Origin of the sequence: Campylobacter pinnipediorum subsp. pinnipediorum (genome assembly GCF_002021925.1) — a bacterium.
In the GTDB taxonomy this organism is placed as follows: domain Bacteria; phylum Campylobacterota; class Campylobacteria; order Campylobacterales; family Campylobacteraceae; genus Campylobacter_A; species Campylobacter_A pinnipediorum.
In genome coordinates, this window is the sequence record NZ_CP012546.1 from 91,035 (window position 1) to 116,192 (window position 25,158).

Annotated in this window: 29 protein-coding genes and 1 tRNA gene; 19 read left to right on the top strand and 11 right to left on the bottom strand. The window is 31.7% G+C overall.

The features are described 5' to 3' along the window. Window positions 1-122: 122 nt before the first annotated feature. From CPIN17260_RS00410 to CPIN17260_RS00420, 3 genes are read left to right on the top strand one after another with little or no spacing between them, the layout of a single operon-like run. Window positions 123-1,697, top strand: a complete 1,575-nt coding sequence (locus CPIN17260_RS00410; RefSeq protein WP_069633105.1) for a flavocytochrome c — start codon at window positions 123-125, stop codon at window positions 1,695-1,697. Beyond that, on the top strand, window positions 1,697-2,125 hold the full coding sequence (locus tag CPIN17260_RS00415; protein ID WP_069637138.1) for a cytochrome c3 family protein: 429 nt from the start codon (window positions 1,697-1,699) through the stop codon (window positions 2,123-2,125). The genes CPIN17260_RS00410 and CPIN17260_RS00415 overlap by 1 nt, the downstream gene beginning before the upstream one ends. A gap of 13 nt (window positions 2,126-2,138) precedes the next feature. Next, window positions 2,139-2,747, top strand: a complete 609-nt coding sequence (locus CPIN17260_RS00420) for a cytochrome c3 family protein (RefSeq protein WP_069637825.1) — start codon at window positions 2,139-2,141, stop codon at window positions 2,745-2,747. Window positions 2,748-3,178: 431 nt separating this feature from the next. Here the strand turns inward: CPIN17260_RS00420 and CPIN17260_RS00425 are convergent, their stop codons facing one another. The 3 genes from CPIN17260_RS00425 to folE form a co-directional block, all read right to left on the bottom strand. Beyond that, entirely contained in the window at window positions 3,179-3,748 is a 570-nt protein-coding gene (locus tag CPIN17260_RS00425; protein ID WP_078405774.1) for a YceI family protein, read from the bottom strand. A 118-nt stretch (window positions 3,749-3,866) separates the two neighbouring features. Then, window positions 3,867-5,177, bottom strand: a complete 1,311-nt coding sequence (gene fliI, locus CPIN17260_RS00430; RefSeq protein ID WP_069633101.1) for a flagellar protein export ATPase FliI — start codon at window positions 5,175-5,177, stop codon at window positions 3,867-3,869. After that, window positions 5,174-5,746, bottom strand: coding sequence for a GTP cyclohydrolase I FolE (gene folE, locus CPIN17260_RS00435; protein WP_069633100.1), 573 nt, complete (start codon window positions 5,744-5,746; stop codon window positions 5,174-5,176). The genes fliI and folE overlap by 4 nt, the downstream gene beginning before the upstream one ends. Before the next feature lie 133 nt (window positions 5,747-5,879). Between folE and tig the strand changes: the two genes are divergently transcribed. From tig to CPIN17260_RS00480, 9 genes are all read left to right on the top strand, one after another. Then, window positions 5,880-7,205, top strand: a complete 1,326-nt coding sequence (tig, locus tag CPIN17260_RS00440) for a trigger factor (protein WP_078415129.1) — start codon at window positions 5,880-5,882, stop codon at window positions 7,203-7,205. Next, window positions 7,205-7,795: an ATP-dependent Clp endopeptidase proteolytic subunit ClpP gene (gene clpP / locus CPIN17260_RS00445; protein WP_078415130.1), complete on the top strand. Its 591-nt coding sequence runs from the start codon at window positions 7,205-7,207 to the stop codon at window positions 7,793-7,795. The genes tig and clpP overlap by 1 nt, the downstream gene beginning before the upstream one ends. An 8-nt stretch (window positions 7,796-7,803) precedes the next feature. Further along, a complete protein-coding gene (locus CPIN17260_RS00450; RefSeq protein WP_226996950.1) occupies window positions 7,804-8,817 on the top strand; it encodes a GGDEF domain-containing protein in 1,014 nt (337 codons plus the stop codon). 5 nt (window positions 8,818-8,822) lie between these two features. Beyond that, the gene (gene def / locus CPIN17260_RS00455; RefSeq protein ID WP_069633096.1) at window positions 8,823-9,350 is read left to right on the top strand and encodes a peptide deformylase; all 528 of its coding nucleotides are present in this window, start codon (window positions 8,823-8,825) and stop codon (window positions 9,348-9,350) included. Between the two features lie 6 nt (window positions 9,351-9,356). Beyond that, on the top strand, window positions 9,357-10,868 hold the full coding sequence (locus tag CPIN17260_RS00460) for a YifB family Mg chelatase-like AAA ATPase (protein ID WP_078415131.1): 1,512 nt from the start codon (window positions 9,357-9,359) through the stop codon (window positions 10,866-10,868). 3 nt (window positions 10,869-10,871) lie between these two features. Further along, window positions 10,872-12,266, top strand: coding sequence for an NAD(P)H-hydrate dehydratase (locus CPIN17260_RS00465; protein WP_078440393.1), 1,395 nt, complete (start codon window positions 10,872-10,874; stop codon window positions 12,264-12,266). Then, complete coding sequence (gene purN, locus CPIN17260_RS00470; RefSeq protein ID WP_078440394.1) at window positions 12,248-12,826, top strand: phosphoribosylglycinamide formyltransferase; 579 nt, start codon at window positions 12,248-12,250, stop codon at window positions 12,824-12,826. The genes CPIN17260_RS00465 and purN overlap by 19 nt, the downstream gene beginning before the upstream one ends. A 106-nt stretch (window positions 12,827-12,932) precedes the next feature. Continuing rightward, window positions 12,933-13,008, top strand: a tRNA-Val gene (locus tag CPIN17260_RS00475). Window positions 13,009-13,127: 119 nt separating this feature from the next. Continuing rightward, entirely contained in the window at window positions 13,128-13,673 is a 546-nt protein-coding gene (locus tag CPIN17260_RS00480; RefSeq protein ID WP_069633092.1) for a YceI family protein, read from the top strand. Window positions 13,674-13,722: 49 nt separating this feature from the next. Here the strand turns inward: CPIN17260_RS00480 and CPIN17260_RS00485 are convergent, their stop codons facing one another. Together CPIN17260_RS00485 and CPIN17260_RS00490 are read right to left on the bottom strand one after the other, a co-directional pair. Then, entirely contained in the window at window positions 13,723-14,283 is a 561-nt protein-coding gene (locus CPIN17260_RS00485; protein WP_069633091.1) for a Fe-S-containing hydro-lyase, read from the bottom strand. 11 nt (window positions 14,284-14,294) lie between these two features. Beyond that, a complete protein-coding gene (locus CPIN17260_RS00490) occupies window positions 14,295-15,140 on the bottom strand; it encodes a fumarate hydratase (RefSeq protein ID WP_078415133.1) in 846 nt (281 codons plus the stop codon). Window positions 15,141-15,397: 257 nt separating this feature from the next. On the opposite strand from CPIN17260_RS00490, the gene CPIN17260_RS00495 reads away from it, so the two are divergent. The 5 genes from CPIN17260_RS00495 to CPIN17260_RS00515 are packed head-to-tail and all read left to right on the top strand — an operon-like array spanning window position 15,398 to window position 18,375. Beyond that, window positions 15,398-16,114 (top strand): DUF4198 domain-containing protein, encoded by a 717-nt coding sequence (locus CPIN17260_RS00495; protein ID WP_078415134.1) that lies wholly within the window; start codon window positions 15,398-15,400, stop codon window positions 16,112-16,114. After that, window positions 16,114-16,545, top strand: a complete 432-nt coding sequence (locus tag CPIN17260_RS00500; protein ID WP_069633088.1) for a hypothetical protein — start codon at window positions 16,114-16,116, stop codon at window positions 16,543-16,545. The genes CPIN17260_RS00495 and CPIN17260_RS00500 overlap by 1 nt, the downstream gene beginning before the upstream one ends. Beyond that, the gene (gene cbiM, locus CPIN17260_RS00505) at window positions 16,545-17,126 is read left to right on the top strand and encodes a cobalt transporter CbiM (protein WP_069633087.1); all 582 of its coding nucleotides are present in this window, start codon (window positions 16,545-16,547) and stop codon (window positions 17,124-17,126) included. Before CPIN17260_RS00500 ends, cbiM begins: the two co-directional genes overlap by 1 nt. Further along, window positions 17,123-17,773 carry a CbiQ family ECF transporter T component gene (locus CPIN17260_RS00510; protein ID WP_078415135.1) on the top strand — a complete coding sequence of 217 codons (651 nt, stop codon included), beginning with the start codon at window positions 17,123-17,125 and terminating at the stop codon, window positions 17,771-17,773. The genes cbiM and CPIN17260_RS00510 overlap by 4 nt, the downstream gene beginning before the upstream one ends. After that, window positions 17,770-18,375: an ABC transporter ATP-binding protein gene (locus CPIN17260_RS00515; RefSeq protein ID WP_069633085.1), complete on the top strand. Its 606-nt coding sequence runs from the start codon at window positions 17,770-17,772 to the stop codon at window positions 18,373-18,375. Before CPIN17260_RS00510 ends, CPIN17260_RS00515 begins: the two co-directional genes overlap by 4 nt. Here CPIN17260_RS00515 and CPIN17260_RS00520 read toward each other — a convergent pair whose 3' ends face one another. The 6 genes from CPIN17260_RS00520 to CPIN17260_RS00545 form a co-directional block, all read right to left on the bottom strand. After that, on the bottom strand, window positions 18,376-19,755 hold the full coding sequence (locus CPIN17260_RS00520; RefSeq protein ID WP_226996953.1) for an MFS transporter: 1,380 nt from the start codon (window positions 19,753-19,755) through the stop codon (window positions 18,376-18,378). It lies immediately after the preceding gene. 197 nt (window positions 19,756-19,952) lie between these two features. Then, complete coding sequence (gene pyrF, locus CPIN17260_RS00525) at window positions 19,953-20,630, bottom strand: orotidine-5'-phosphate decarboxylase (protein WP_069633084.1); 678 nt, start codon at window positions 20,628-20,630, stop codon at window positions 19,953-19,955. Then, on the bottom strand, window positions 20,631-21,020 hold the full coding sequence (nusB, locus tag CPIN17260_RS00530; RefSeq protein ID WP_078440395.1) for a transcription antitermination factor NusB: 390 nt from the start codon (window positions 21,018-21,020) through the stop codon (window positions 20,631-20,633). A gap of 1 nt (window position 21,021) precedes the next feature. Next, window positions 21,022-21,492, bottom strand: a complete 471-nt coding sequence (ribH, locus tag CPIN17260_RS00535) for a 6,7-dimethyl-8-ribityllumazine synthase (protein ID WP_069633082.1) — start codon at window positions 21,490-21,492, stop codon at window positions 21,022-21,024. A 2-nt stretch (window positions 21,493-21,494) separates the two neighbouring features. Continuing rightward, a complete protein-coding gene (kdsA, locus tag CPIN17260_RS00540; protein WP_078387314.1) occupies window positions 21,495-22,295 on the bottom strand; it encodes a 3-deoxy-8-phosphooctulonate synthase in 801 nt (266 codons plus the stop codon). Further along, window positions 22,295-23,185, bottom strand: coding sequence for a DMT family transporter (locus tag CPIN17260_RS00545; protein ID WP_069637051.1), 891 nt, complete (start codon window positions 23,183-23,185; stop codon window positions 22,295-22,297). The genes kdsA and CPIN17260_RS00545 overlap by 1 nt, the downstream gene beginning before the upstream one ends. A gap of 93 nt (window positions 23,186-23,278) precedes the next feature. Between CPIN17260_RS00545 and der the strand changes: the two genes are divergently transcribed. Continuing rightward, a complete protein-coding gene (der, locus tag CPIN17260_RS00550; RefSeq protein WP_078415137.1) occupies window positions 23,279-24,652 on the top strand; it encodes a ribosome biogenesis GTPase Der in 1,374 nt (457 codons plus the stop codon). Next, window positions 24,642-25,157: a shikimate kinase gene (locus CPIN17260_RS00555; protein WP_069637049.1), complete on the top strand. Its 516-nt coding sequence runs from the start codon at window positions 24,642-24,644 to the stop codon at window positions 25,155-25,157. The genes der and CPIN17260_RS00555 overlap by 11 nt, the downstream gene beginning before the upstream one ends. Window position 25,158: the final 1 nt, after the last annotated feature.

A 25,158-nucleotide genomic window follows, 5' to 3' on the forward strand; every position in this document is an offset into this window, starting at 1 on the left:
ATTTATGTATTAATTTTTTATTGTTTTTTAATTTTATTTTATATAGGATGTTTTGATTTTAAGATAATTTTTATATTAAAAATTATATTTAATACTTAATATTATAATAAGGAGCGATCAAAATGATTGATCTATTAAAAAGGCGAACATTAAAAACTCTTGCCTGTTGCTCGGCCACACTTGCGATGCCTGATTTGGCTTTTGGTAAAATTTCTGTTAATGATGTCAAGCATTGGGATAAGACCTTTGATGCTATTGTTGTTGGAAGTGGATTTGCTGGAAGTGCAGCAATGCTTTCTTTGCTTAATGGAGGCGTAACAAATTGTATAATGATTGATAAAATGCAATATTTGGGTGGAAACTCTGCATATAGCGGCGGCTCTATGGCTGTTGCTGGAACTTTTATGCAAGAAAAAGATGGTATTAAAGATAATCCTGAATCTCAAATAAAAGATACTTTAAAAAGTGGTCATGATTTAAATGATTTAGCATTGGTTAAAGAGATGGTTTATGAAGGACCAACAACCTTTAATTGGTTGGTTGATAATGGTGTTAAATTTAAATGGGTTAGCAGAAGTGGTGGACATAGTGTTCCTCGTTCTCATTCTGCTGGCGCAGGAAGTTATATTACAAGACCATTGCAAAACAAAATATTACAACTTGGTGGACAAATAGCTACTAGGGTTATTATGGATGATATTATCTATAATGATAAAAACGAAGTTGTAGGTATAAAGGTTCGTGAAAAATATGAGTTTAACTTTGATAAAGGTTTTGAAGAAGAAAACAATCATAGCGGTCAAGTTAAATACTATAGAACTTATGGTGGTCTTATCTTAGCTACCGGTGGTTGGGGTGCTGACATAATGTTTAGACAAAAATTTGACCCTGCTTTAAGATCCGATGTTTTAACAACAAATCACTCAGGTGCTACTGCCTATACTGTTAAAAAATTAATATCTGATGATATAAAATTTATAGATATGCAATATATTCAAAGAATGCATGTAACATCTGCAGATGAGCCATTTTTTGGATTTGCTTATAGATGGATAACTCGTGGTTATGCTTATGGAATCATGGTAAACCCAAAAACAGGACTTCGTTTTGTGAACGAAATAGCGGATAGAAAAGTGGGTTCTGATGCTATTTGGGCTATGAATGAAAATGGGACAAATCATCCAATTTTAATAATGGATATAGAAGGAACTCAAACTGTAGATGTAAAGGATTTTCAACGTGGATTAAGTGTAGGGGCTATAAAGCAATTTGATACTATGGATGAGCTTATTGAGTTCTACCATATAAATAAAGAACCATTTTTAAATCAGCTTAAGAGATATAATTCTTTTGTAGATGAAGCTTCTAAAAATAAAGATTATCGTGACCCTGAATTTAACCGCAACTTCTCTCCTTATAAAGGAAAATATATAAAAGTTGAAAAAGCTCCTTTCTTTGCTTCTAGACCTGGGCCTAAAGTTCATCATTGTATGGGTGGAATTAAAACTACAATAGATTGTGAAGTTTATAACAATGATATGCAAATTGTGAAAAATTTATATGCATGTGGTGAATTAACTGGTGGTAGACATGGATATAATAGGCTTGGTTCAAATGCAGTTCTTGATTGTTTGGTTTATGGTAAAAGAGCTGGTGCAAAACTTGCACAAAAATATAACGAAAAAAGAGGTGCATAATGAAAAAGATAATATTATTAATCTCGCTTATAGCTCTATTTTTAAGTGGAAATGAAATAAATCCAAAAGATAGTTTGGTTGATGTTTTAAGAAGTTCAGATGGCAAGGTTATTACGGATTTTAGCAAAAATGCATTTCCTATAAAAGGAATACATGAAAAATTGGGTCTTGATTGCAAAGATTGTCATAAAGAGAAAAATCAAAAAGATTATTCATCTGCTATGAATAGCTCCTGTTTAGAATGCCATGGAAGTTACAAAAAGCTGGGCGAAGCCACAGGACATTTAGGCCATAATGATAATATACATGCTAATCCTCATTATGAATCTCTTGATTGCGATACATGCCACAAAGCACATAAGCCAACTGTTAATATGTGCTTGCGTTGTCATACGCAAGATTCCATGAAAAAGCTTGAAGTAAAATAAGAAGGGGGTTAAGATGAAAAATACAGTAATTAAAGCGGTTGTGATAACTGCCCTTGTTATGTTTGCTATATTTTTTGGCGGATATGAGGTTGTAAAGGCTACATCTGATTATCCTTTCTGTGGTAGTTGTCATGAATGGGATGGAGCTATAGCTCAAACAAATTTAGCTGATAAAATTCATGGACCATCAAACCAAAAAGGTGTTGGCGCCAAATGTACTGACTGCCATTTACCTCACGATTCTTTTGTTAATTACATCTTTACAAAAGCAAAAAATGGTATTTCCGAAGGTTTAACCACACTAACTAAAGATCCGAAAGCAAAAGATTGGATAGCTAATAGAGTATATGTGCGTGAAAAATATACTTTCGATAGTTCTTGTTTGAATTGTCATAATAATATTTTAAAATCTCAGGATGGAAACATCACAAGAGTTGTGAATAAAATGCACTTAAAGTATATTGAGTTTAAAGGCACAAAAAATGAGATGAAATGTACTGAATGTCATAAATATGTAGGCCATCATGAGCTTGGTAAAATGCTTATAGAACAAAAACATAAAACAGCACAAAATTGGGATGAGTGGAAGAAAATGCACGACCTAAAAGCTAGTAAAAAATAAAACAAATTTCCCAAAGAGCAAATCTTTTTGGGAAATAAATCTACTATAATTTTTTATCTTTATATATAAATTTGAAATAATTAATGCAAAAAATATAGGCGAGGTGTTTGCAGTGTGGTTTTCAAATAGGATAAAACATAATTATAAATTTTTAAATACACTAAAAGCTTGAAATCTAGTTACCTAGTTTATGAAATATAGAAAGGTTTTTAGTAATAAAATTTCTGGGCTTTGTCTTATATAATGTCTTAAAGCGCTATTTAAAAATAAATTGATAATTTGTGCATCAAAATCTTATATTTAAATCTTTATGATCAAATTCCATTTGGTTGTTGCAGAGGTTAAAAAAGTTTGTATAAAAATATAGTGAAAAATAATTTTAAAGTATGAGTTATAAAAAATAGTTGTCTCAAAAAGAGACAACTAAAAAATTACATTGCCTGAGCTTCTACATCAATTTGAAGTTGAACTTTGTCTGAAACCATAGCACCAGGGAATTTATCTCCGATTTTAAAATCTTTTCTCATAACATCACCAGTAAGACTAAAGCCTATTCTCTCTTTTCCATCCATATCTTTAGCTATACCGCTAAGTTCAAATTTAAGTTCAACTGGTTTAGTTACGTCTCTTATAGTTAAATCACCCATAACTTTACCTTCTGTATCGCTTTCTTTTTCAAATTTTGTCATTTTGAATTTCATATCTTTAAATTCGCTAGTTTTGAAAAAATCTTCACTTTTTAAATGCTCATCTCTTTTTTCATTTTGAGTATCTACTGAATTTACATCTAAAGTTACATCTAAAGTTTTTAATACTTTCTCATCTTTATCATAATCTACATCTGCATTATAGCTTTTGAAACTACCATAAACTTTTGCAATTGTAAGGTGTTTAACCATAAAACCAACATTTGAGTGAGCTGGATCAACTTTGTAATCAGTAGCATATGACAAGCTCGCTAAAAGAGCTGCAAGCAAAGAAGCTTTAACCATTTTTTTCATTTTTTCTCCTTGAGTGTTTTTTACAAGGTGAAAGTATAGTACACTTTTTTATAATATAAGATAAATAAAAAATATACTTTTGTTAAGCTATTTTAAATTGGCTATATTGCGGTATTTTTTAAAAGTTTATATCTTTTAGTAGTTTTTGTATCTCTTCGAAGCTAAAATTTTCATCCTCGCCCTGTTTTAAAAAGTCATTCATAAATGTTTTTTTTGCTATTGCTATGTCTAACTCTTTGTCATTGCCTTTTTGATAAGCTCCTATGCGTAACAATACTTCATTTTCTTTTAAAAGAGAGTATAGTCTTTTAAAAGTTATGGCATTTTGTCTATGTTCTTTGCTAACTACGTCATTCATGACCCTAGAAGCCGAGTTTTGTATGTTTATAGGGGGATATATCCCAAAATCAGTCAATTCTCTACTTAAAACTATATGCCCATCTAATATAGAACGACTTTGGTCAGCTATCGGGTCGCTCATATCATCACCCTCTACCAAAACCGTAAAAAATGCTGTTATACTTCCTTTTCCATCTTCTTTTCCGGCTCTTTCCATTAGTTGCGGAAGCAGCATTAAAGATGATGGTGGATAGCCTTTTGATGTTGGCGGTTCTCCAAGTGCAAGACCTATCTCTCTTTGAGCCATTGCAAATCTCGTAACACTATCCATTATAAACAAAACATCTTTGCCTTGTTCTTTGAAGTATTCAGCAACACTCATAGCACAAAATGCTCCATATTTTCTCATAAGGGCACTATCATCAGATGTTGCTACTATTATTATAGTTCCGGTAAGATCCCCTTTTAGGTTTTTTTCTATAAATTCAGGAACCTCTCTTCCTCTTTCTCCTATTAAAGCTACTACTTTTATGGGGGCTTGGGTATTTTTTACTATCATACTCATTAGTGTTGATTTTCCAACACCAGAACCAGCAAAAATTCCAAGTTTTTGACCTTTGCCACAAGTAAGAAGTCCATCTATCGTTTTAATTCCAACATTAAAAGGCTCATTTATAAGCCCTCTTTTCATTGCATCTATCGGTGCTTTCATTATTGGCATTAAGTCATTTGAGCGAATTGGACCTTTTCCATCAATTGGTCTCATAAAGGGATCCACGACACGACCTAAAAGCTCATTTCCAACCGGTATATTCATACCCTGATCACTTTGATAAACAAAGTCACCAACCCTAAATCCTTCAACAAAACCAAATGGACTTATGAAAGCACCATCTGATGTTATTTGTGTAACCATTCCAAGTCCGGTTTTGCTCTTGTCTTTGCTTGAAATTTTAACGACATCTCCGATACTAGGTCTTAGCCCGTTTATTTGTATAGTCGTTGGTGTTATTTTTGTTATCACTCCAAATACATTGGCTAGTGAAATTTTTTTATCGTTTAGTTTAAGTTTTATTCGTTCTAAACTCAAAAAGAAAATTCCTTAGGTGAGTTTATAAGAGAAAAAAACTCTTTTCTAGTCTCAGCATTTTTTATAAATGCGCCACGAAGAGCAGATGTTGTTGTCGTTGAGTTGATTTTTTGAACCCCACGCATTTCCATACACATATGCCTTGCTTGAACCACAACCCCAACCCCTTTTGGCTCGATAACATCAGCTATAGCTTGTGCTATTTGTTCTGTCATTTGCTCTTGAATTTGAAGTCTTTTGGCATATATATTTACCATTCTTGGTATTTTTGAAAGCCCAACGACCTTTCCATTTGGTATATAGGCTACGTGAACACGACCTATTATAGGTAACAAATGATGTTCGCAAAGGCTATAAAACTCTATATCTTTTATCAAAACCATTTCATTGTTTGAACTTTGAAATAGGGCATTGTTTAAAACCTCTTTTGGATCTTCTTTGTAACCACTTGTGAGATCTTTAAAAGACTTAAAAACTCGTTCAGGGGTTTTAATAAGACCTTCACGATTTATGTCTTCGCCTATTATGGTAAGCATATTTCTTACAGAATTTTCAAAACTTTCTTGCATTAACTTCTCCAAAAATAAAATTAAATTCTATATAAAAATGCCTTTTAGATGTATAAAATTTTAAAATTTATACTATTAATAAGGAAAAGTTTGGTATATTCTTGCTTAAATTTTTATTTAAAAAAGGAATAAAATGGCGATTACCGTAAAAGCTATAGATAGTGTAAATACTGAAATTAGCGCAAATATAGAAAATTCACAAATAAAAGCTAATATTGAAAAATTAGCAAAAAAAGCTGCAAAGACTATGAAAATAGATGGTTTTAGAAAGGGACATGTTCCAACTGCTGTTGTTCTTAAAAGATATGAAAAAGAATTAACAAGCGATGCAGAGCAAGACGCTTTAAAAGATATATTAGATGAGGCTATAAAACAAGCTGGCAAAAAAAGTAGCGATATTATAGGTGAGCCTATGGTTGAGAAGTTTGATAAAAACGAAAAAGGCATAGATGTTAGTATGACTATATCTTTTAAACCAAGCATAGATGTTAGTGGCTATGAGGAGATAATCCCTGAGTTTTCTACTCCAAGAGTTTTGAAAAAAGACATAGAAGAGAAGAAAAATGAAATTTTAAAAATGGTTGCTCCACTTGAAAAAGTTAGCGAAGATAGAGCTTTAAAACAAGGTGATTTTGCTAAGTTTGATTTTGAGGGTTTTGTTGATGGCGAAGCTTTTGAAGGTGGAAAGGCTGAGGACTATGTTCTTGAGATAGGCTCTGGTCAGTTTATACCTGGTTTTGAAGATGGAATGGTTGGTTTAAAAGTTTCAGAAGAAAAAGATGTAAATGTAACTTTCCCTGCTGAGTATGGTGCTGCAAATTTAGCTGGAAAACCTGCTGTGTTTAAGGTAAAACTACACGAAATCCAAGAGAGAAAAATACCAGAAAAAATTGATGAGCAAACATTAAAAAGTATATTACCAAATGAAGAAAACCCAACTGAAGATATGCTTGATGAGAAGATAAAAGAGCAAATCAGAAGTGAAAAATTATTCACTCTTGTAAATGAAGAATTAAAACCTAAATTTGCAGAAGCAGCTGTTGAGAAGTTTAAATTTGATGTTCCTAAAAATATAGTAGAACAAGAACTTGATATGCAATTTAGAGGCGCTTGGTCAAGTTTTACTGAAGACGAGATAAACAAATTTAAAGAGGATCAAGATGCTTTAAAAAATAAGCGTGAAGAATTTAGAAAAGATGCTGAAAATAGTGTTCGTTTGACATTTATCATAGATGAGCTTGCTCGTGTAAGAGATGTTACAGTAAGTGATCAAGAAGTTGTTCAAGCTGTTTACTTTGAAGCATATAGAAGCGGAAGAGATCCAAAATCACACCTTGAAGCTTATAAAAATCAAGGAGTGTTGCCAGCTATTAAAATGTCTATGATAGAAGAAAAATTATTTAACGAAATGTTTAACAAAGATGACAAAAAAGCGGCTAAAAAAGAGAAGGCTGAATAATGAGTTATTACGTTCCTGTCGTAGTTGAAAGAACAAGCAAAGGAGAGAGAAGTTATGATATATATTCTCGCCTTTTAAAAGATAGGATAATAATGCTAAGCGGTGAGATAGAAGATGGTATGGCATCTTCTATCGTAGCTCAGCTTTTATTTTTAGAAGCGGAAGATCCAGAAAAAGATATATATTTGTATATAAACTCTCCAGGTGGAGTTATTACAAGCGGATTTAGTATATATGATACTATGAATTATATTAAGCCAGATGTTTGCACTATATGTATAGGTCAAGCTGCGTCTATGGGAGCTTTTTTGCTTAGTTCAGGAGCTAAAGGCAAAAGATATGCGCTTACAAACTCTCGTATAATGATCCATCAACCACTTGGTGGTGCAAGAGGACAGGCTACTGATATAGAGATACAAGCTCGTGAAATTTTAAGACTTAAAGAGATTTTAAATGCGACTTTAGCAAACAATACTGGTCAAAAACTTTCAAAAGTAGTAAAAGATACAGAGCGTGATTATTTTATGAGTGCCGCAGAGGCAAAAGATTATGGTCTTATAGATACTATACTTAAAAAGAGCTTTAAATAGGAATAACTTTGCAAACAACAGATTCTAAGCCAAAATATCAGATACTAAATAATAAAAGTGATAAATTGGAAGATGTTGATATATATAAATTTTCGGAAAATGTATTAAAGCAATTAAATAAAGATAACATTTCATCTATACCTAGTAATTATTCTATATATTTTGAAAAACTACTTGAACAAAAATCTCCTGATTTTAAAAAAAAATTAGGAGATTCGCTTCAATTTTATGAAGAATTTGGTGAAAAAATGCCAGAAAGTAGCATATGTATAGAAAAAGAGATAAAACAAGGTTTTGTTCAGATTAAAAGTATGCTTCAAGCTGTTGCCTTAATTTATAAAAATATAGGCTTAATGAAAGGTATAACAAAAAAAAATTTAACTATATTAAAAAGCAATAGAGATATCCTAGCTGTTCAAAATGTGGTTTCTTCTTTTAATTGTGATATTTCTAAACTTTTTACGTTGATGGATAAGCATATAGAAGTAATTAAAACAAATTATAATGAAATAGGTAAAATTTTAAAAACTATAGAAGAACAAACTGTATACGACTCTAGATATGAGATATATAATAGAAAGTTTATAATAAACACTATGCAAATGGAGCTAGATACATCTAGGCGTTATGGTTACAAATCTTCATTTTTAATTGTTAAAGTTAGTGAAAGAATACTTTTTGGTATGAAAAATTTAAAAGAAAAAAACAACTTTTTAAAAAATATCGCCAAACTTCTTTTAAAGGTATCTAGACGTAGTGATGTTGTTGGACACTATGGTGATGGGTATTTTGTCGTTATTATGAAACATACTGACATAAATGGTGCAAAACTTGCTTGCAATAGGCTTTCCAAGTTGATAAGTTCAGTAAAGCAACGTATAAATGACAATGATGTGTATGCTAAGCTTTGTATGGTTGCATGTGAGCTTGGCGCCAATTCTTTAAGTATGGAAGAGATGCTATCAAAGGCTTTAGATAGTATTGAAGTTGCTAATGAAGATGAACCTATAATTTTGGAGTAATTTTAGTGATTTTAGAAGTTTTATCATACCCTAATAAAAAATTATATGAAGTCTCAAAAGACGTTACAGAATTTGATGATAAATTACATAAATTTCTTGATGATATGTATGATACGATGATAGCAAAATTAGGCATAGGTCTTGCTGCTATTCAAGTAGGCGTTGCAAAACGTATTTTTATTATAAATTTAGTTAATGAAGACGGCACTCAAGATAAGAATGAACTTATAGAGGTTATAAATCCTGTTTTTGAAGACAAAAAAGGTGAAAGTATTTTTCAAGAAGGTTGTCTTAGTGTGCCAGATTTTTACGAAGAAGTAAAAAGGGCTGAATGGATAAAAGTATCTTATCAAGATCGTTTTGGAAATCATCATTCTATAGAAGCTGATGGATTGTTGGCTATTGCTTTTCAGCACGAAAACGACCATCTTGATGGTCATCTGTTTATAGAAAAAATAGGATTTACTAAACGTAAAAAATTTGATAAAGAGTTTAAAAATAGCAAAAAACAAAAGCCAAAAGAGCATAGCTAATCATATATGAAATCCCTATACTGCGCAACATACTTAGATGGTTTAAAAATTGTAGAAGTAGAGTCTGTATTTTCTAGGGGGTTGCCGGGGTTTAACATAGTAGGGCTAGCTGGTGCAAGTATAAAAGAAAGCACGGAGCGTGTAAAGGCAGCACTTTTATCTTTGGGGTTTTCGTTTCCATCTCAAAAAATTACTATCAGTCTATCTCCATCTGATATATCCAAAAATGGTTCACATTTTGATCTATCAATAGCTCTTTTAATAGCACTTCAAAAATCAGAACAACTTGATAAAATTTTTGTTTTTGGAGAACTTGGACTTGATGGAAGTATTAAAAACACAACAAATCTTTTTTCAATACTTCTTTTTTTAAGCACTAAGGTTAAAAATGCAAAGGTTCTAGTCCCAAAATCCATAGCGGATAAGGCAAGTGAGATACAAAATTTAGAAATTTATGGTGTTGATAAGCTCGAAGATGCTATTAACTTTTTCATAGATAAAGACTATGCACAAAGTTGTAAGTTTAAAAATACGCATCCGGTTTTTAAAAATATAATTGATATAAATGGTAAAAAATATCTTCCAAATTTAGATTTTAAGCTAGATTTTAAAGATGTTTTGGGTCAAACAAGGGCAAAAAGAGCTTGTCTTATATCGGCTGTCGGTATGCATAATATAATATTTGAAGGAAGTCCAGGATGTGGTAAGAGTATGTGTGCTAAAAGACTTTTATATATTCTTCCGCCTCAAAGTTTAGATGATGTTTTAAGTTCAGCGGCTTATCGTTCTTTAAATATGCAAGATAGCGAGTTTAGTAGTGTTCGTGCTTTTAGAAGTCCACATCATACATCAACAAAAAGCTCTATTTTTGGTGGTGGAACCAGTGTTGCTAGGATAGGCGAGGTGGCTTTGGCTAATGGCGGTATTTTGTTTTTTGATGAGTTTAATTATTTTTCAAAGCAGGTTATAGAGAGTTTGCGGGAGCCTTTGCAGGATTATAAAATAAATATTTCAAGGGTAAACTCAAAAGTTTCTTATGATACAAAATTTACATTTGTGGCTGCTTTAAATCCTTGTCCTTGTGGAAATTTATTATCTAAAAACTTAAATTGTAGATGTAGCGAAAGAGAGATAAAGCAGTATAAGTCAAAACTTTCAGAGCCTATTTTAGATAGAATTGACATTTATGTCCAAATGGATGAGGTTAGTAAAACCGATAAATCAGATATTACTTCAAGACAGATGAGCGAAGTGGTATTAAATGCCTTTAAATTTCAAAAGCAACGAGGGCAGATTGAATTTAACGGAAAATTGCAAGATAGCGATGTTGATAAGTTTTGTAGTCTTGATGATGAGGCAAAAAATATTTTAAATAAGGCAATAACAAGGTATAATTTATCTCAAAGAGGTATAAAAAAGACTTTAAAAGTAGCTAGAAGTATTGCTGATATTGAGTTTAAAAACGATATATCAAAATCACATATTTTGGAAGCTTTGAGTTTTAGAAATAAGGATTAAGCCTTGAAAAAATTATTTTTAAACACAAACGAACTTGACTTAAGAGCTACATTAAAATTTGGACTTGAAAGTGAAATTTTAATGGAAAATGCAGCCTTGTCTATAGCAAATCACATACGTAAAAAGATAAAAAAAGGTAGTAAAATTCTCGGAATTTGTGGCGGTGGAAACAATGCGGCAGATGTTTTTGCAGCCCTTAGAATGCTTCAGGGGGATTATAAAACAAAGATATTTTTAGCATCCTCAAGCTTAAAACCATTGGCTAAAAAGCAATTAGAGATAGCCAAAAAAGCTGGAGCTAAATTAACAACAAAAATCAAAAAATCAAAGTGTATAGTAGATGGTCTTTTTGGATCCGGACTAAATAGAGAGCTTAGTAAAGAGCATAAAAAACTATTAAAAAAAATAAACAAAATAAAAGCATACAAGGTAGCTTGTGATATTCCAAGCGGTTTGAGTGAGAATGGAAATATTTTAGGCGAGTGTTTTAAAGCTGATACTACTATTTGTATGGGTGCTTTAAAGCTTGGATGTTTTTTAGATGAAGCAAAAGATTATGTCGGCAGGGTAAAAGTTGCAAATTTAGGTATTTGCAAAGATAAATTTCAAACAAAAACAGATACTTTTTTGCTTCAAAAAAGAGACCTAAAATTACCATTTAGAAAAAAACTTTGTGTAAATAAGGGCGATTTCGGACATGCTTTTGTTGTTTGTGGTAAGCTATCAGGCGCTAGTGAAATCTGTGCAAAAGCAGCATTTAGCATAGGTACCGGACTTGTTAGTGTGATAGGTAGAAATAAAATCATAAAAAACTATCTTATGCAAACAGATAAAATAGGTCAAAAAATGAATGCAGGTGCTATTGGAATGGGGCTTAGTATTGAAGATGTGTCAAGCTTAAACTTAAATACACTTATGGATAAAAGTCTTGTTTTGGATGCTATGATGTGTCATTGTAAGGCTACTTTTGATATTTTAAAACAAAACAAAAAGATAGTTTTGACACCGCACCCAAAAGAATTTTGTTCATTGCTTAAACTTGGTGGTTTGGCTGATATTAGTGTTGATGAGCTTCAAAAAAATAGGTTTGAGTATGCTAAGAAGTTTAGCTTAAAATTTAAATGTGTTTTGGTGCTAAAAGGTGCAAATACTATCATTGCAAAAAATGGTAAATTATTTATAATGCCTTTTGGATCAAGCTCTCTTGCAAAAGGTGGTAGTGGCGATGTGCTATCAGGCATTATACTTGGGCTTTTAGCTCAGGGTTATTCGCCTTTAAAAGCTGCAATAAATGGCACTTTAGCACATGCATTATCAGCAAAAAAACAAAAGATAAATAACTATGCTTTAAACCCAAATAATATCATAAAAGGAATAAAATGCTTACAAAAAAAATAGCAGTGCTTTTTAGTGGTAGTGGTTCAAATCTGCAAGCCATTTTGGATAAGGTTCACAACAAAGTATTTAATGGTGTAAAGATTGAGGTTGCTTTGTGTATAAGCAATAAAGCTGATGCTTATGGTATACAAAGAGCAAAAAAATATGGACTTGAAACCAAGATAATAGAAAATAAAAATTTTTCATCAAGAGAAGAATTTGATGCGGCTTTAGTAGAAGAGATAAAAAAACAAGATATAGATTTGGTCGTGTTGGCTGGATTTATGAGAATTTTAACAAGTGTTTTTACAACTCAAATAAAAGCGATAAATTTACACCCATCTATACTTCCGCTTTTTAAGGGTGCGCATGCTATACAAGAGAGTTTTGATAGTGATATGCAAGTTGGTGGTGTGAGTGTTCATTGGGTTAGTGAAGAGCTTGATGGCGGAAAACTTATAGCCCAAAGAGCTTTTGAACGTAAATCGCAAATGAGTTTAGATGATTGGGCTAATGCTATACATAGCATAGAGCATGAAATTTTACCACAAGCTATAATTAAAATTTTATGTAATAATTAAATCAAATAGTTGCTTATTGCTAACTCGATTTGATTTTTGTCTTATTTGGACATAGGATTAAGCTTTACAAAAAGATTTTTTTAATACAATACAAGACTTATTTTGTGGTTCCGTAGCTCAGTTGGTAGAGCACTACCTTGACATGGTAGTGGTCGATGGTTCAAGTCCATTCGGAGCCACCATCTACATTATTTTTATTTAAATTTAATGCTTTATTTTTTAATAAAAAATACAAATTAAGAAAATAATTATTTTATTCGTTGTATAATCTTGATACTTATTTTTAATATTAGGATGGAAAATGAAAAAAATTATTTCTAGTGTTGTTGTAGCATCTTTATTTGCTACTGGTGCGTTTGCTTTTAATGCAAAAATGGATCCTGAGCTAAGCTTTACAGGATATAAAACAGAAAAGAAGACTGCTGTTGGCGGAACATTTAAAAAATTTGAGTTTAAATCAGAAAAAAAAGATAGTTTTGTTGACTTTGCTAAAACAATTGACATAAAGATAGAATCAGCTGGTTTAACTACAAAAAATCCACTTCGCGACAAAAGAATTGCTTCTATTTTCAAAAATGAAGCAATAATGGCAAAAATCGTTGATGTAAAAGGTGATGAGAATAAGGGCGAATTTGCTCTTGAAATCACAGCAAATGGAGTAACAAAAACTTACAATGCTCCTTATGAAGTAAAAGATGGAAAGTTATCAGCTAGTGCTGTTATAGATGTTCTTGATTTTAGTTTAAATGAAACTTTCAATAAGTTTGCGCAAGAGTGCAAAGCTTTACATAGCGGAAAAACTTGGAGTGAAGCTAAAGTTGATATGAGCTTGGTTATAGAAAAATAATGATTTTTTTAAATGTCTTTGATTAAACATCAAAGACATTGTTCTTTGTTTATATCTTCTTATAAGGCTTTTGTCCTATTTCATAAAAATTATTACCTTCACAATCAATCGCAACTATAGCCGGAAAATCTTCAACCGTAAGTCTTGCTATTGCTTCTGGTCCGAGTTCAGGATAGGCTAAAATCTCGTATTTTTTTATACTCTGACTTATTAAAGCACCAGCGCCACCTATAGCAACCATATATACACAACTTGATTTTTTCATAGCATCAATAACTTCTTGCGATCTGTATCCTTTACCTATCATGCCGTTTATACCAATTTCATTTATCATAGTAGGTGTGTATTTATCCATTCTGCCACTTGTTGTTGGACCTGCTGCGCCTATGACATCTCCTGGTTTAGCAGGACTTGGCCCTAGATAGTATATGGTCTCTCCAGCTAAATTTACAGGCAAACTCTCACCTCTTTGTAATGTCTCTATCAAAGCCTTGTGAGCAGCATCTCTTGCAGCAATAATAGTCCCTGATATCAAAACATTATCTCCAGCTTTTAAACTTTTTACTACCTCTTTATCAAATGGTACTTGTATTTTTTTTATATCTGACATAACTAAACTCCTTAAATTTCAGCATCAGCGTGGCGAGCAGCGTGGCAATTTATATTTATGGCAACAGGAAGTCCTGCGATATGGGTTGGATACCATTCTATATTTACCTTTACAGCTGTAGTATCTCCACCTAAACCTTGAGGGCCAACGCCTGTTTTTCTAGCAAGTTCTAACAACTCTTCTTCTAGTTTTGCATATCTTTCATCGCTATTTTTGCTATCAATGGAACGAACAGCAGCATGTTTTGCTAAAAGAGTAGCTTTATCCATAGTGCCGCCTATTCCAACACCAATAACCATAGGAGGGCAAGCATTTGGACCAGCCAACTTTACAGCATCTAAGAAAACTTTCTTAACACCCTCTATTCCGTCAGCAGGAACAAGCATTTTTAAAATAGACTTATTTTCACTACCAAATCCTTTTGGCGCTACTTTTATTCTAATTTTATCGCCGGGGATTATTTTTGTGTTTATAACAGCTGGGGTATTATTTGTAGTATTTTTTCTTTCAAAAAGTGGTTCAGCAACAACTGATTTTCTCAAATAACCACCAACATAACCATCAGCCACACCAGCATTTACAGCATCTTCTATGTATTCACCTTCTATTTTTACATCTTGTCCTATCTCCAAAAATACAACAGTCATCCCAGTATCTTGACATATTGGGGCTACTTTTTTTTCAGCTAGTTCTGAGTTTTGCAACAATTTAGACAAAATATCCTTTGCTAAAGGTGATGTTTCTGTTTGTTTGGCTTTTATAAAAGCTTCTTTCATATCAGGAGTAATAACATAGCAGGCTTGTTTACAAAGCTCACTTACAACCTTTTTTATTTCATCTGCATGAATAATTCTCATAATTCCTCCTTGTTATTAAAAAATTACATATCTAATTATACTATATAAAAAAGCAATTTTATAAAAATAATAAAAATTATCTTTATAAAAAAATATTAATTTTATATTTTAATAAATATTTGAATTTATAAAATTAGAATTTAAAGTTAGTATTTACTAAAAATGACTTAAAATAGCAGGCTTTATTGTTTAATAACTTTTTAAACTTTGTGGTTTTATAATACTATTTTAAAAAATTTATTATTTGGAGGCTCAAAATGCTTAAAAAAATATTATCTTTAGCCGTTGTTGCAACACTAGGTTTTGCCGTAAATGCAAATGCTCACCAAATTATAGCAAGCAGTGTTGGAAAAAATAAATTTGAAGCTAAATTCTGGGCACACACGCAATTTGACGATTATAACTCAAACCAACTTCTTGGAGCCAAAGCTTACGATGAAAATTTAGATCGAATAAAAACAGGTATAAAATATAATTATAACGATGATTCGAAAAAACCTGAAATTCTAACAGAAAAAGCACCTGCCATAATGGTAACAGTTTTTGATGCAAAATACTGGATTCAAACAGATACCGGATACAAAAATGGAAATAAAACAAAAATAGATGATGTTGTGTTTGATGACATCAAGAGTGTTAAAATAGGAAAAACATATTTTTCTTGGAACGAGAAATTTTTAGATCCGATAGGTTTAAAACTAGAAGTAATAGCGCTAAACGATCCTTTAAAAGTTAAAGTTGGTGACTCTTTACCTGTTTTGGTATTAAAAGATGGCAAGCCAGCAAAAGGCGTAGCATTTGAAACAGCAAATGAAGACCTTGATAATTTAACCAATGAATTTGGTATAGCTTTAATTCCTATCAAAGAAAAAGGGCTAAATATAATTGCAGCAAGAGGCGAAGAGCCATTATTTAATGACCCAGATGCACATACTTTATTTATCCAAAGCTCTATATCTTTTGAGGTAAAATAGTGAAATTTTTTGTCGCGTTAGCATTTATTTGCTCTTTTTTGTTTTCACATGGTCTTTTTTATGAGGCAAAAGAGGGAAAAGCTATAATAATAAATGCAAATTTCACAAAAAGCGTACCTGCTGCATATGCAAAGATTGAAATTTTTGAGGGAGATTCTGCTCTCGCATTTGTAAATAGCAGAATGGACAACAAAGGTAGTTTTGCATTTTTACCACAATCTGCCGGAACTTACAATGTTAAAATAACAGCTAGTAGTGACCATGGCGATCATATAAAAGAATTTAAAATAGATGTGGCAAATGATTTTGAAATTGCAAAATTTGAAGAGCCTGTATTCCAAAAATATTTCGGCGTTCTTAGTACAATTGGTATTATTTTTGGAATTTTTGGTGTATTGTCATTAATTAAATCAAGAAAAAAAGATAACTAATGCATATATCAGAAGGTGTATTAAATAACACTATAATTAGCGTAGGATGGGCTGTTTCTGCGACATTGGCCGCCTACGCACTTTATAAATTAAAAAACAAAGACATGCCAAAAATAGCAATGCTGTCATCTTTGTTTTTCATAGGTTCTTTTATACACATACCGGTTGGACCTACAAGCGTTCACCTTTTATTTAACGGCTTAATTGGGGCAATTGGGGGACTAAATTCGTTTTTAGCCATAATGATAGCCCTATTTTTCCAAGCTCTACTTTATGGATTTGGAGGTATAGGAGTTCTTGGTGTAAATACCTTTATTATGGCATTTCCAGCTGTTGTAGTTTGGTATTTTTTAAGACCAAAACTGCACAAAAATACAAATTTAGTATCTTTTGTAGGTGGTTTTTTACCAGTTTTATTAAGCGTTATATTATTGTGTGGAATTTTACTTATAAATAGCACAAAACTCGATTATGCTATTTATATGATTGTATTATTTAACTTACCATTAATGTTTATAGAGGGTTTTATATCAGTATTTACCTTGCGTTTTATCTTAAAATATAAGCCTGATTTTTTATGAGCAAACCAGTTTGTTACTTACTTTGCGTAATACTTTATGATATTTTATTGCTTAATATAAATAATTTTGGCGCATTTGACTTTTTTATACCATTTTTTGCGTTTTTATTTTTATGTCCTGATAAAAAAAGAGTATTTTTTTGGCTACTTGGACTAAATTTATTTATACTTTTTATGGTTGCTTCATATTTTATAAACAACGAAATACAAAATGCAAAAATTATCTTTTTAAGATCAAATCTAATATTGCTTTTAGTTCTTAGTTTGCTATTTAGTAAAGATCAATATTTTATTACAAAAGCACTTTACGAGCTTAAATTTCCACAAAAAATTATAGCCATAATGGTAATAAATTCAAGATTATTTAGTGATTTTTTACAAAAAACCAAACAAATACCAAAAACATTAAAAGCAAGAGGTGTTAAACTAACAACATCATTTTTTACATACAAATGTTATGCTAATTTAATAGGCAAAAATATAGTTGCCAGTCTTGACCTTGCATTTGAAATTTTTAATACAATGAAAGTAAGGGGATATAAAGACAAAATTGCATTTTTGCATTCAGAAAAAGCACAATTTGGCGAAATAATGCTTTTAATACTTAGTGTTTTAAATATTTTATATAGGATTATAATAAACTTATGAAAAATTTAGTAGAAATTAGAAATTTATCTTTCAGATACAAATACAAAACCATCTTACAAAACATAAACTTAGACATACAAGAAGACTCAAAAATAGTAATACACGGAAATAACGGTAGAGGAAAAAGCACTTTTTTATCACTTTTGGCTGGATTAAAAGATGACTGCAAAGAGAGTATAAAAACTCGCCCTAATCTAAAAATAGCATATCTATTTCAAGATAGCAATGACCAATTTATAGCTCCAAGTGTTATTGAAGATGTTGCTTTTTCACTTTTAGTAGACGGAATAGATCCAAAAAATGCCGAGAGATTATCAAGTGATATGCTTGAAAGATTAAAAATTTCACATCTTAAAAACAACTCTATATACTATCTATCTGGCGGAGAAAAAAGGCTTGTTGCAATAGCTGGAATACTTGTTAGAGATGCTGATTTATATCTACTAGACGAACCGTTTAAAGAGCTAGATGAAGAAAAAACGAATCTAGTCTTGGAAATTTTAAATGAAAAAAAGGCATTTATTTTAATAACCCACGAAAAAAAAGAGCTTCTTCAAAATGTTGTATTTTTTGATCTAGATATGCTAGAAAAAGATATTTGATTATTGCAAAGATTTGCCATCATCTTTATGCAAATAGTTCAAAAGCCAAATCAGCAAAACACCTAAAACACCTATTGTAAAAAATGTATAACCAAAGGAATATTGCAGTTTTTCGGCACTATCTCCTATGTTATCTCTATAAAACTTAAGCACTACAGAAGCAACAGCAATACCAACACCTATGCCAATTTGCTGTATAACACTAAGCGTAGATGCTGAACCAGCCAAGTTTTCAGATATATCTATGATGGCTAATGCATTACTAGAAGTGAATAGTATAGACATGCAAGCTCCATAAAATCCACATAAAATCACGATTGTGAATATAGAAGTATTGCTATCAAATAGCCCCATTGCCGCAACTAAAATCATAGTAAATATAGAAGTTGATATCAAGACTGTCTTATAACTTATTCTTTTTAAGATATATGTTATAAAAAACTTGATCAAGACAGCACACATTGGAATAGGAGCAAGTAAATAGCCAACGACATCAGCACCATAATGAAAAACAACCAAAAACAACAAAGACAATAAAAAAGGCACAGATGTTATATAAAGTCTAAAAAATAAAATCGCAAACAATAATATACTAAAAGTCCTAATCCTAAAAAGCTCAAGAGATATAATGCAATGAGTAAATGATTTTGCGTGAAGATAATACAAAAATAAAAGCAACCCACCTAAAAACAAAACAATAAAAGCACTTTGCATAGAAAATCTAGGCTCTGCAATAAAATCAAGACCAACAGTTAAAAAAACAAGCCCAGAAGAGAATAATACAAAGCCTTTCCAGTCTAATTTTTCTACTGATTTTTTTAAATTAGGCACATATCTACCGCAAAGCATTATACAAAATATACCTATAGGAATATTTATTATAAAAATCCAATGCCAAGTTAGATAAGTAACAAATAAACCGCCAAGTATTGGTCCAAGTATTGGTCCAAGCAAACCAGACATTGTTATTATATTCCACACATCAAGTAGCTGATGCTTAGGCACTATATTTATAGTAACAAGTCTAACCACAGGCAACATCAAAGCCCCGCCCGCACCTTGTAAAACACGAGCAAATATAAGTTGATTTAAAGTGGTAGACATCGCACAAAGGATAGAACCTAAAACAAATCCTACTATAGAAAGTCTAAGAACATTTAAGCTTCCATATCTATCTGAAAGCCATCCGCTAAGTGGAATAAAAAAAGATATAGCTACAGCATAGCTTATGATAGACATTTGAACATCAAGTGGAGATTCATTAAAACTTGTAGCTATACTAGGTAAAGCAGTATTTAAAATAGTAGCATCAAGTGCTTGCATAAAAAAGACAATGGCACCTATCCAAGCCAGTCCTCTATAGGAATTATGATTTTCCACGATATCCCCACGAATCTTAGTATTTGAGTATTAAAAAATTTATAATCAATAAATCGTTATTTTAATACATAAAAATAAATATTTATTTTGGTACAGATTTAAAATCTTTTTTTGCGATTATTTTTCAAAGTGTATCATAGGGCAATACACTTTGAATATTTTATAGATATTAATTTATTGAATTTATTTAAAATTTTTTATATCTCAGATAGTATCTTTTCTGTAACCATTCTTGGATTTTCAGACTTGTATATAGGGCGACCGACTACTATAAAATCACTTAAATTTTCTTTTGCAGTATTTATATCAGCTACTCTGTTTTGATCATCTGATGACTCTTTAAATGGCCTAATGCCCGGAGTTAGAGTTAAAAAGCTATTGTTTGTTGATTGTTTGATAAGTTTGCTTTCAAAAACAGAACAAACCATTCCATCAAGACCGCACTCATAAGCATCTATACTAAATTTCTTCACACGGTTATTTATAGTGTCATTATAAACATCAAAAAACTCATCTTGCGAAAAGCTAGTAAGAGCCGATACGGCAAATAGCAATGGACGATTTGACTTAGCACTTAGTCTATTTGCGACTTCTCTCATAGCTCTTTTTCCAGCACTTGCATGGATATTTGTCATATCTATACCAAGGTCAGCTATAACCTCAGCGGCATCTGCCATTGTGTTTGGTATGTCGTGAAGTTTAAGGTCTAAAAAAATTTTAAAATTCATCTTTTTTAGCTCAGTCAAAAACAAAGCCCCATCTCTAAGATAGCTTCTAAGCCCGACCTTCATCCACACATCAAGACCATTTAAATCTTTTGCAAGATTTAAATTTTCATCTAAGCTTTGCATATCAAGTGCTACACAAAGCTTCATTTACTTATTAACCTTGTCTAATATCGCATTTATAAATCTAGGGCTTGTATCACTTGCAAGCTCTTTTGCAAGTTCGATAGCTTCATTTATAACAACAGCCTTATCGGTATCTGCAAATTTTATCTCAAATATACCAAGTCTAATAATAGACCTTTCAACAAGTCCCACCTTGCTTATATCTTCATCTTTAAGGTATTGCTTAAAAACACTATCTATCTCATCTTGTTTTTGGCGAATTTGATTAAAAGTTTCAACTACCTGAGTTTTTCTCTCATTTCTTATCTTTTTATCTTCCAAAAACTCTTCCAAAAACTCTTCACTATCTGTTCCCATTTCATAAGCATACAAAAGTGAAACTACAGCTTGTCTAGCCTGATGACGAGTTGCCATTTTAAACCTTTAAAGTTTTATAAAGATTAAGCATTTCTATAATGCCAGCCATAGCTTCAAAGCCTTTATTTCCGGCTTTGCTTCCAGCTCTTTCTATAGCTTGTTCTATGCTATCTACTGTTAAAACACCAAAGCTTACAGGTTTTCCATGCTTTAATGTTACATTTGCTATACCTTTTGTTGTTTCAGCTGACACATAATCAAAATGTGGAGTTGAACCCCTAATAACAGCACCAACACAACAAACAGCATCAAATTTTCCACTTTGTAAAACTTTTTCTAAAACCATAGGTATCTCAAACGCGCCAGGCACTAAAATAAGGCTTAGATTTTTTTCATCTCCACCGTGTCTCAAAAAGGCATCTTTTGCACCTTCAACCAATCTATCTGTTATTATGTGATTAAATCTAGCATTTATTATCGCTATCTTTTCACTTCCATCTAATGAAAGTTTTCCCTCTATAATGTTCATATCTATCCTTTTAAAATTTCTTCTATTTTCATTGTTTGTTCTACTAGATGTTTAAGCTCGCTTATGTCTAGCATATTTGGTCCATCACAAAGTGCTTCGCAAGGATTTATGTGTGTCTCGTAGAAAAATCCATCTACACCCACACTAGCCGCAGCCTTTGCTAAATACGGCACAAATCTAGCATCGCCACCACTTTTGCCATTTGCAGACCCCGGCATTTGGACACTATGTGTTGCATCAAATATCACAGGTGCATACTCACGCATGATAGGTAAATTTCTCATATCAACTACTAAATTTCCATATCCAAATGTGCTTCCACGCTCACAAAGCCATACTTTGTTTTGTTTTGCTATCTCGTAGCCTTCATCTTTTACATTTCTAGTTTCAAGCACTTTTTTAACTGAGTATTTCATATTATCAGCGGCTAGAAACTGACCTTTTTTGATATTTACAACGGCATCTGTTTTTGCTGCAGCTACAAGCAAATCAGTTTGGCGACATAAAAAAGCAGGAATTTGAAGCACATCCGCAACTTGTGCTACCTTTTGTGCTTGATAGCTTTCGTGAATATCTGTTAAAATTTTATATCCAAATTTCTCTTTTACTTTTGCCAATATCTCGCACCCTTTTTCTAAACCTGGGCCACGAAAACTTGAAATACTTGTCCTATTTGCTTTATCAAAACTTGACTTAAAATAAAAATCTATATTTTTGTTATCATTAAATTCTTGCAGTCTTTCAGCGACTTGCATTACAAGCTCTTCACTTTCTATTACACAAGGACCAGCTATTAATATCATTATTTCTCCCTTACAACTATTATTCCACTAAGAATAACAAGCATTATACCAAAAAAAGCCAATCCATCAGGAAGCTTATCGCCCATAAAAAATCCTATAATTATCGTAAAAACAACATCAAGATAGCTAACTGCCGCCACAACTCCGGCTTTTTTGCTAACCGCATAAGCCTTTGTCATATAAACTTGAAAAAAAAGTCCAAAAATTCCCATAGCTATAATTGCTGCTAAATTCCAAATATTTGGCATAACAAATTTTGATAGTAAAAAATCAATAGGCTCATACTCAACAAACTCAGCCATACCCATAAAAATAAGTGGTAGCAAAGAACCCCAGCCCATAAAAGATAAAACTATAACCTTTGTATCATAGCTCTTTTTTAACTCTCTAACACTTGTATAAGCAAGTGCTGCTCCAACACCACTCCAAATCCCAAGCCAATCTGTTTTACTTATGCCCAAATTCGGCTGAATTATAAAAAGTATCCCAACAAATCCTAAAAATATTGCTCCCCAACCCTTAAAGCTAAGTGATTCTTTAAATACAAATGCCGCTAAGATAGCTGTAAAAATCGGACTTGTTTTTGAAAAAGTAAAAGCTGCTCCTAAGTTTATATGAGCGATATTATAAAAGAATGCAAAAAGTGCTATCGTTCCTACAAAACCACGAAACATAAGTAAAAATATATGTCCGCCTTTTTGATTTAATGGCTTTTTAAAAATAGCATATAATATCATCATTAAGCCTATTAAATTTCTAAAAAAAACAACTTCAATGGATGGTAAATCGCTACTTAAAATTTTGGCAAAAGCACCAGTGAAAGCAAATAAAATAGAGGCAATAATCATATAATAAATGCCTAAATTTCTTATAATAATTTTACGAAACAAAATAATACCTTTAAATTTAAATATATATTTTACTCAAATTAACGAACAAAAAGCTTAAATTTTGTATAATATTGGCTTTAAAAAAGGAAAAAAGTGCAAAAGATTATATTAGTAGGTAAGCCAAATGTCGGAAAGAGTTCGCTGTTTAATAGACTAGCAAGACAGAGAATTGCGATAACTAGCGATGTTAGTGGAACAACAAGAGATACAAATAAAGCTGTGATAAACATCTATGATAAAAGATGTTTGCTTATAGATTCGGGTGGTCTTGATGATAGTTCTGAATTGTTTCGCAATGTAAAAGCAAAAACTTTAAATGAAGTAAAAGAGTCTGATGCTATCGTTTATATGGTTGATGGCAAGATGATGCCAGATGATGAAGATAGAGAGCTTTTTTATGAATTAAGCAAGCAAAAACTACCTATTTGTTTGGTGATAAATAAATGTGATAGCAAAAAAGATGAACAAAGGGCTTGGGAGTTTATAAGCTTTGGTGCAAAAGATGTATTTAGCATATCAGTTAGCCACAATACCGGCATAGATGAGCTTAGTGATTGGATAGAAAAACATCTAAAAGATGAGATTATTCCTGATGAAAGTGATGATTTTGATGATTTTTTAGATGAAGTAGATGATAATTTAGAGATAAAACAAGACTTTGAAAACAAAAATATAAGAGTCGGGATAATAGGTCGTGTTAATGTTGGAAAATCAAGCTTATTAAATGCCTTAGTAAAAGACTCTCGTGCTGTTGTTAGCGATGTAGCTGGAACAACGATAGATCCAGTAAATGAAGTTTATGAGCATGATGGCAAAATTTATGAGTTTGTAGATACTGCTGGTATAAGAAGAAGAGGCAAGATAGAAGGCATTGAAAAATATGCACTAAATAGAACACAAAAAATTTTAGAAAACACAGATATAGCACTTTTGGTCCTTGATAGCTCAGAACCTTTTAGTGAACTAGATGAGAGAATAGCGGGACTTGCATCTAAGTTTGATTTGGGGATAATTATCGTTTTAAATAAATGGGATAAGTCGCAAGTAGAGTTTGATGAGATGGTAAAGGATATAAAAGATAGGTTTAAATTCTTAGCTTATGCACCTATCATAAGTGTATCAGCACTTGGTGGAAAAAGAGTTCATAAGGTTTACTCTATAATAAATGAAGTTTATAAGAATTTCACACAAAAACTTCAAACATCAAAACTAAATGAAGTAATATCAGAAGCAACAAAAACACACCCACTGCCACACGATAAGGGTAAATCTGTAAAAATTTATTATGCTGTTCAATTTGCTTTTGCACCACCAAAAATAGCACTTATAATGAATAGACCAAAGGCTTTGCATTTTAGCTACAGACGCTACTTATCAAATAAACTAAGGGCTAGTTTTAATCTAAGCGGTGTTCCTATAAAATTCATACCTAAAAAACGTGGAGAAACAAGCGAAGATGAAGGGTGAAAACTTGGTTTTGATAGGCTTTATGGGGGTTGGTAAAAGCTCTGTCGCAAGAGAACTTGCAAAAAGCCTAAAAATGTTTAACCTTGATAGTGATAATCTAATAGAAAATAGCGAAGGTATGAGCATACCTAGGATATTTGAAACAAAAGGAGAAGGGTGCTTTAGAGATTTGGAAAAGAAGCTTTGTGGTTTTTTATCCAAAAATATAACAAATGCCATTATCTCAACCGGTGGCGGCTTTGTAAATACCAAAAACCTAAGACAAATAGGAAAAATAATATATCTAAAATCAAGTTTTGAGTTTATCATACAAAGATTGCAAAATGGCGATAATTCAAAGGCTGATTTTGAAAAAAGACCACTTTTAAAAAATTTAGATGAAGCAAAAAAACTATTTTTGCAAAGAGAAGAAATTTATCAAAAAAAAGCTGATATTGTGGTTTGTGTAGAAAACAAAACCTTAAAACAGATAGCAAAAGAGATAAAAAACAAAATAAAGGATTAGA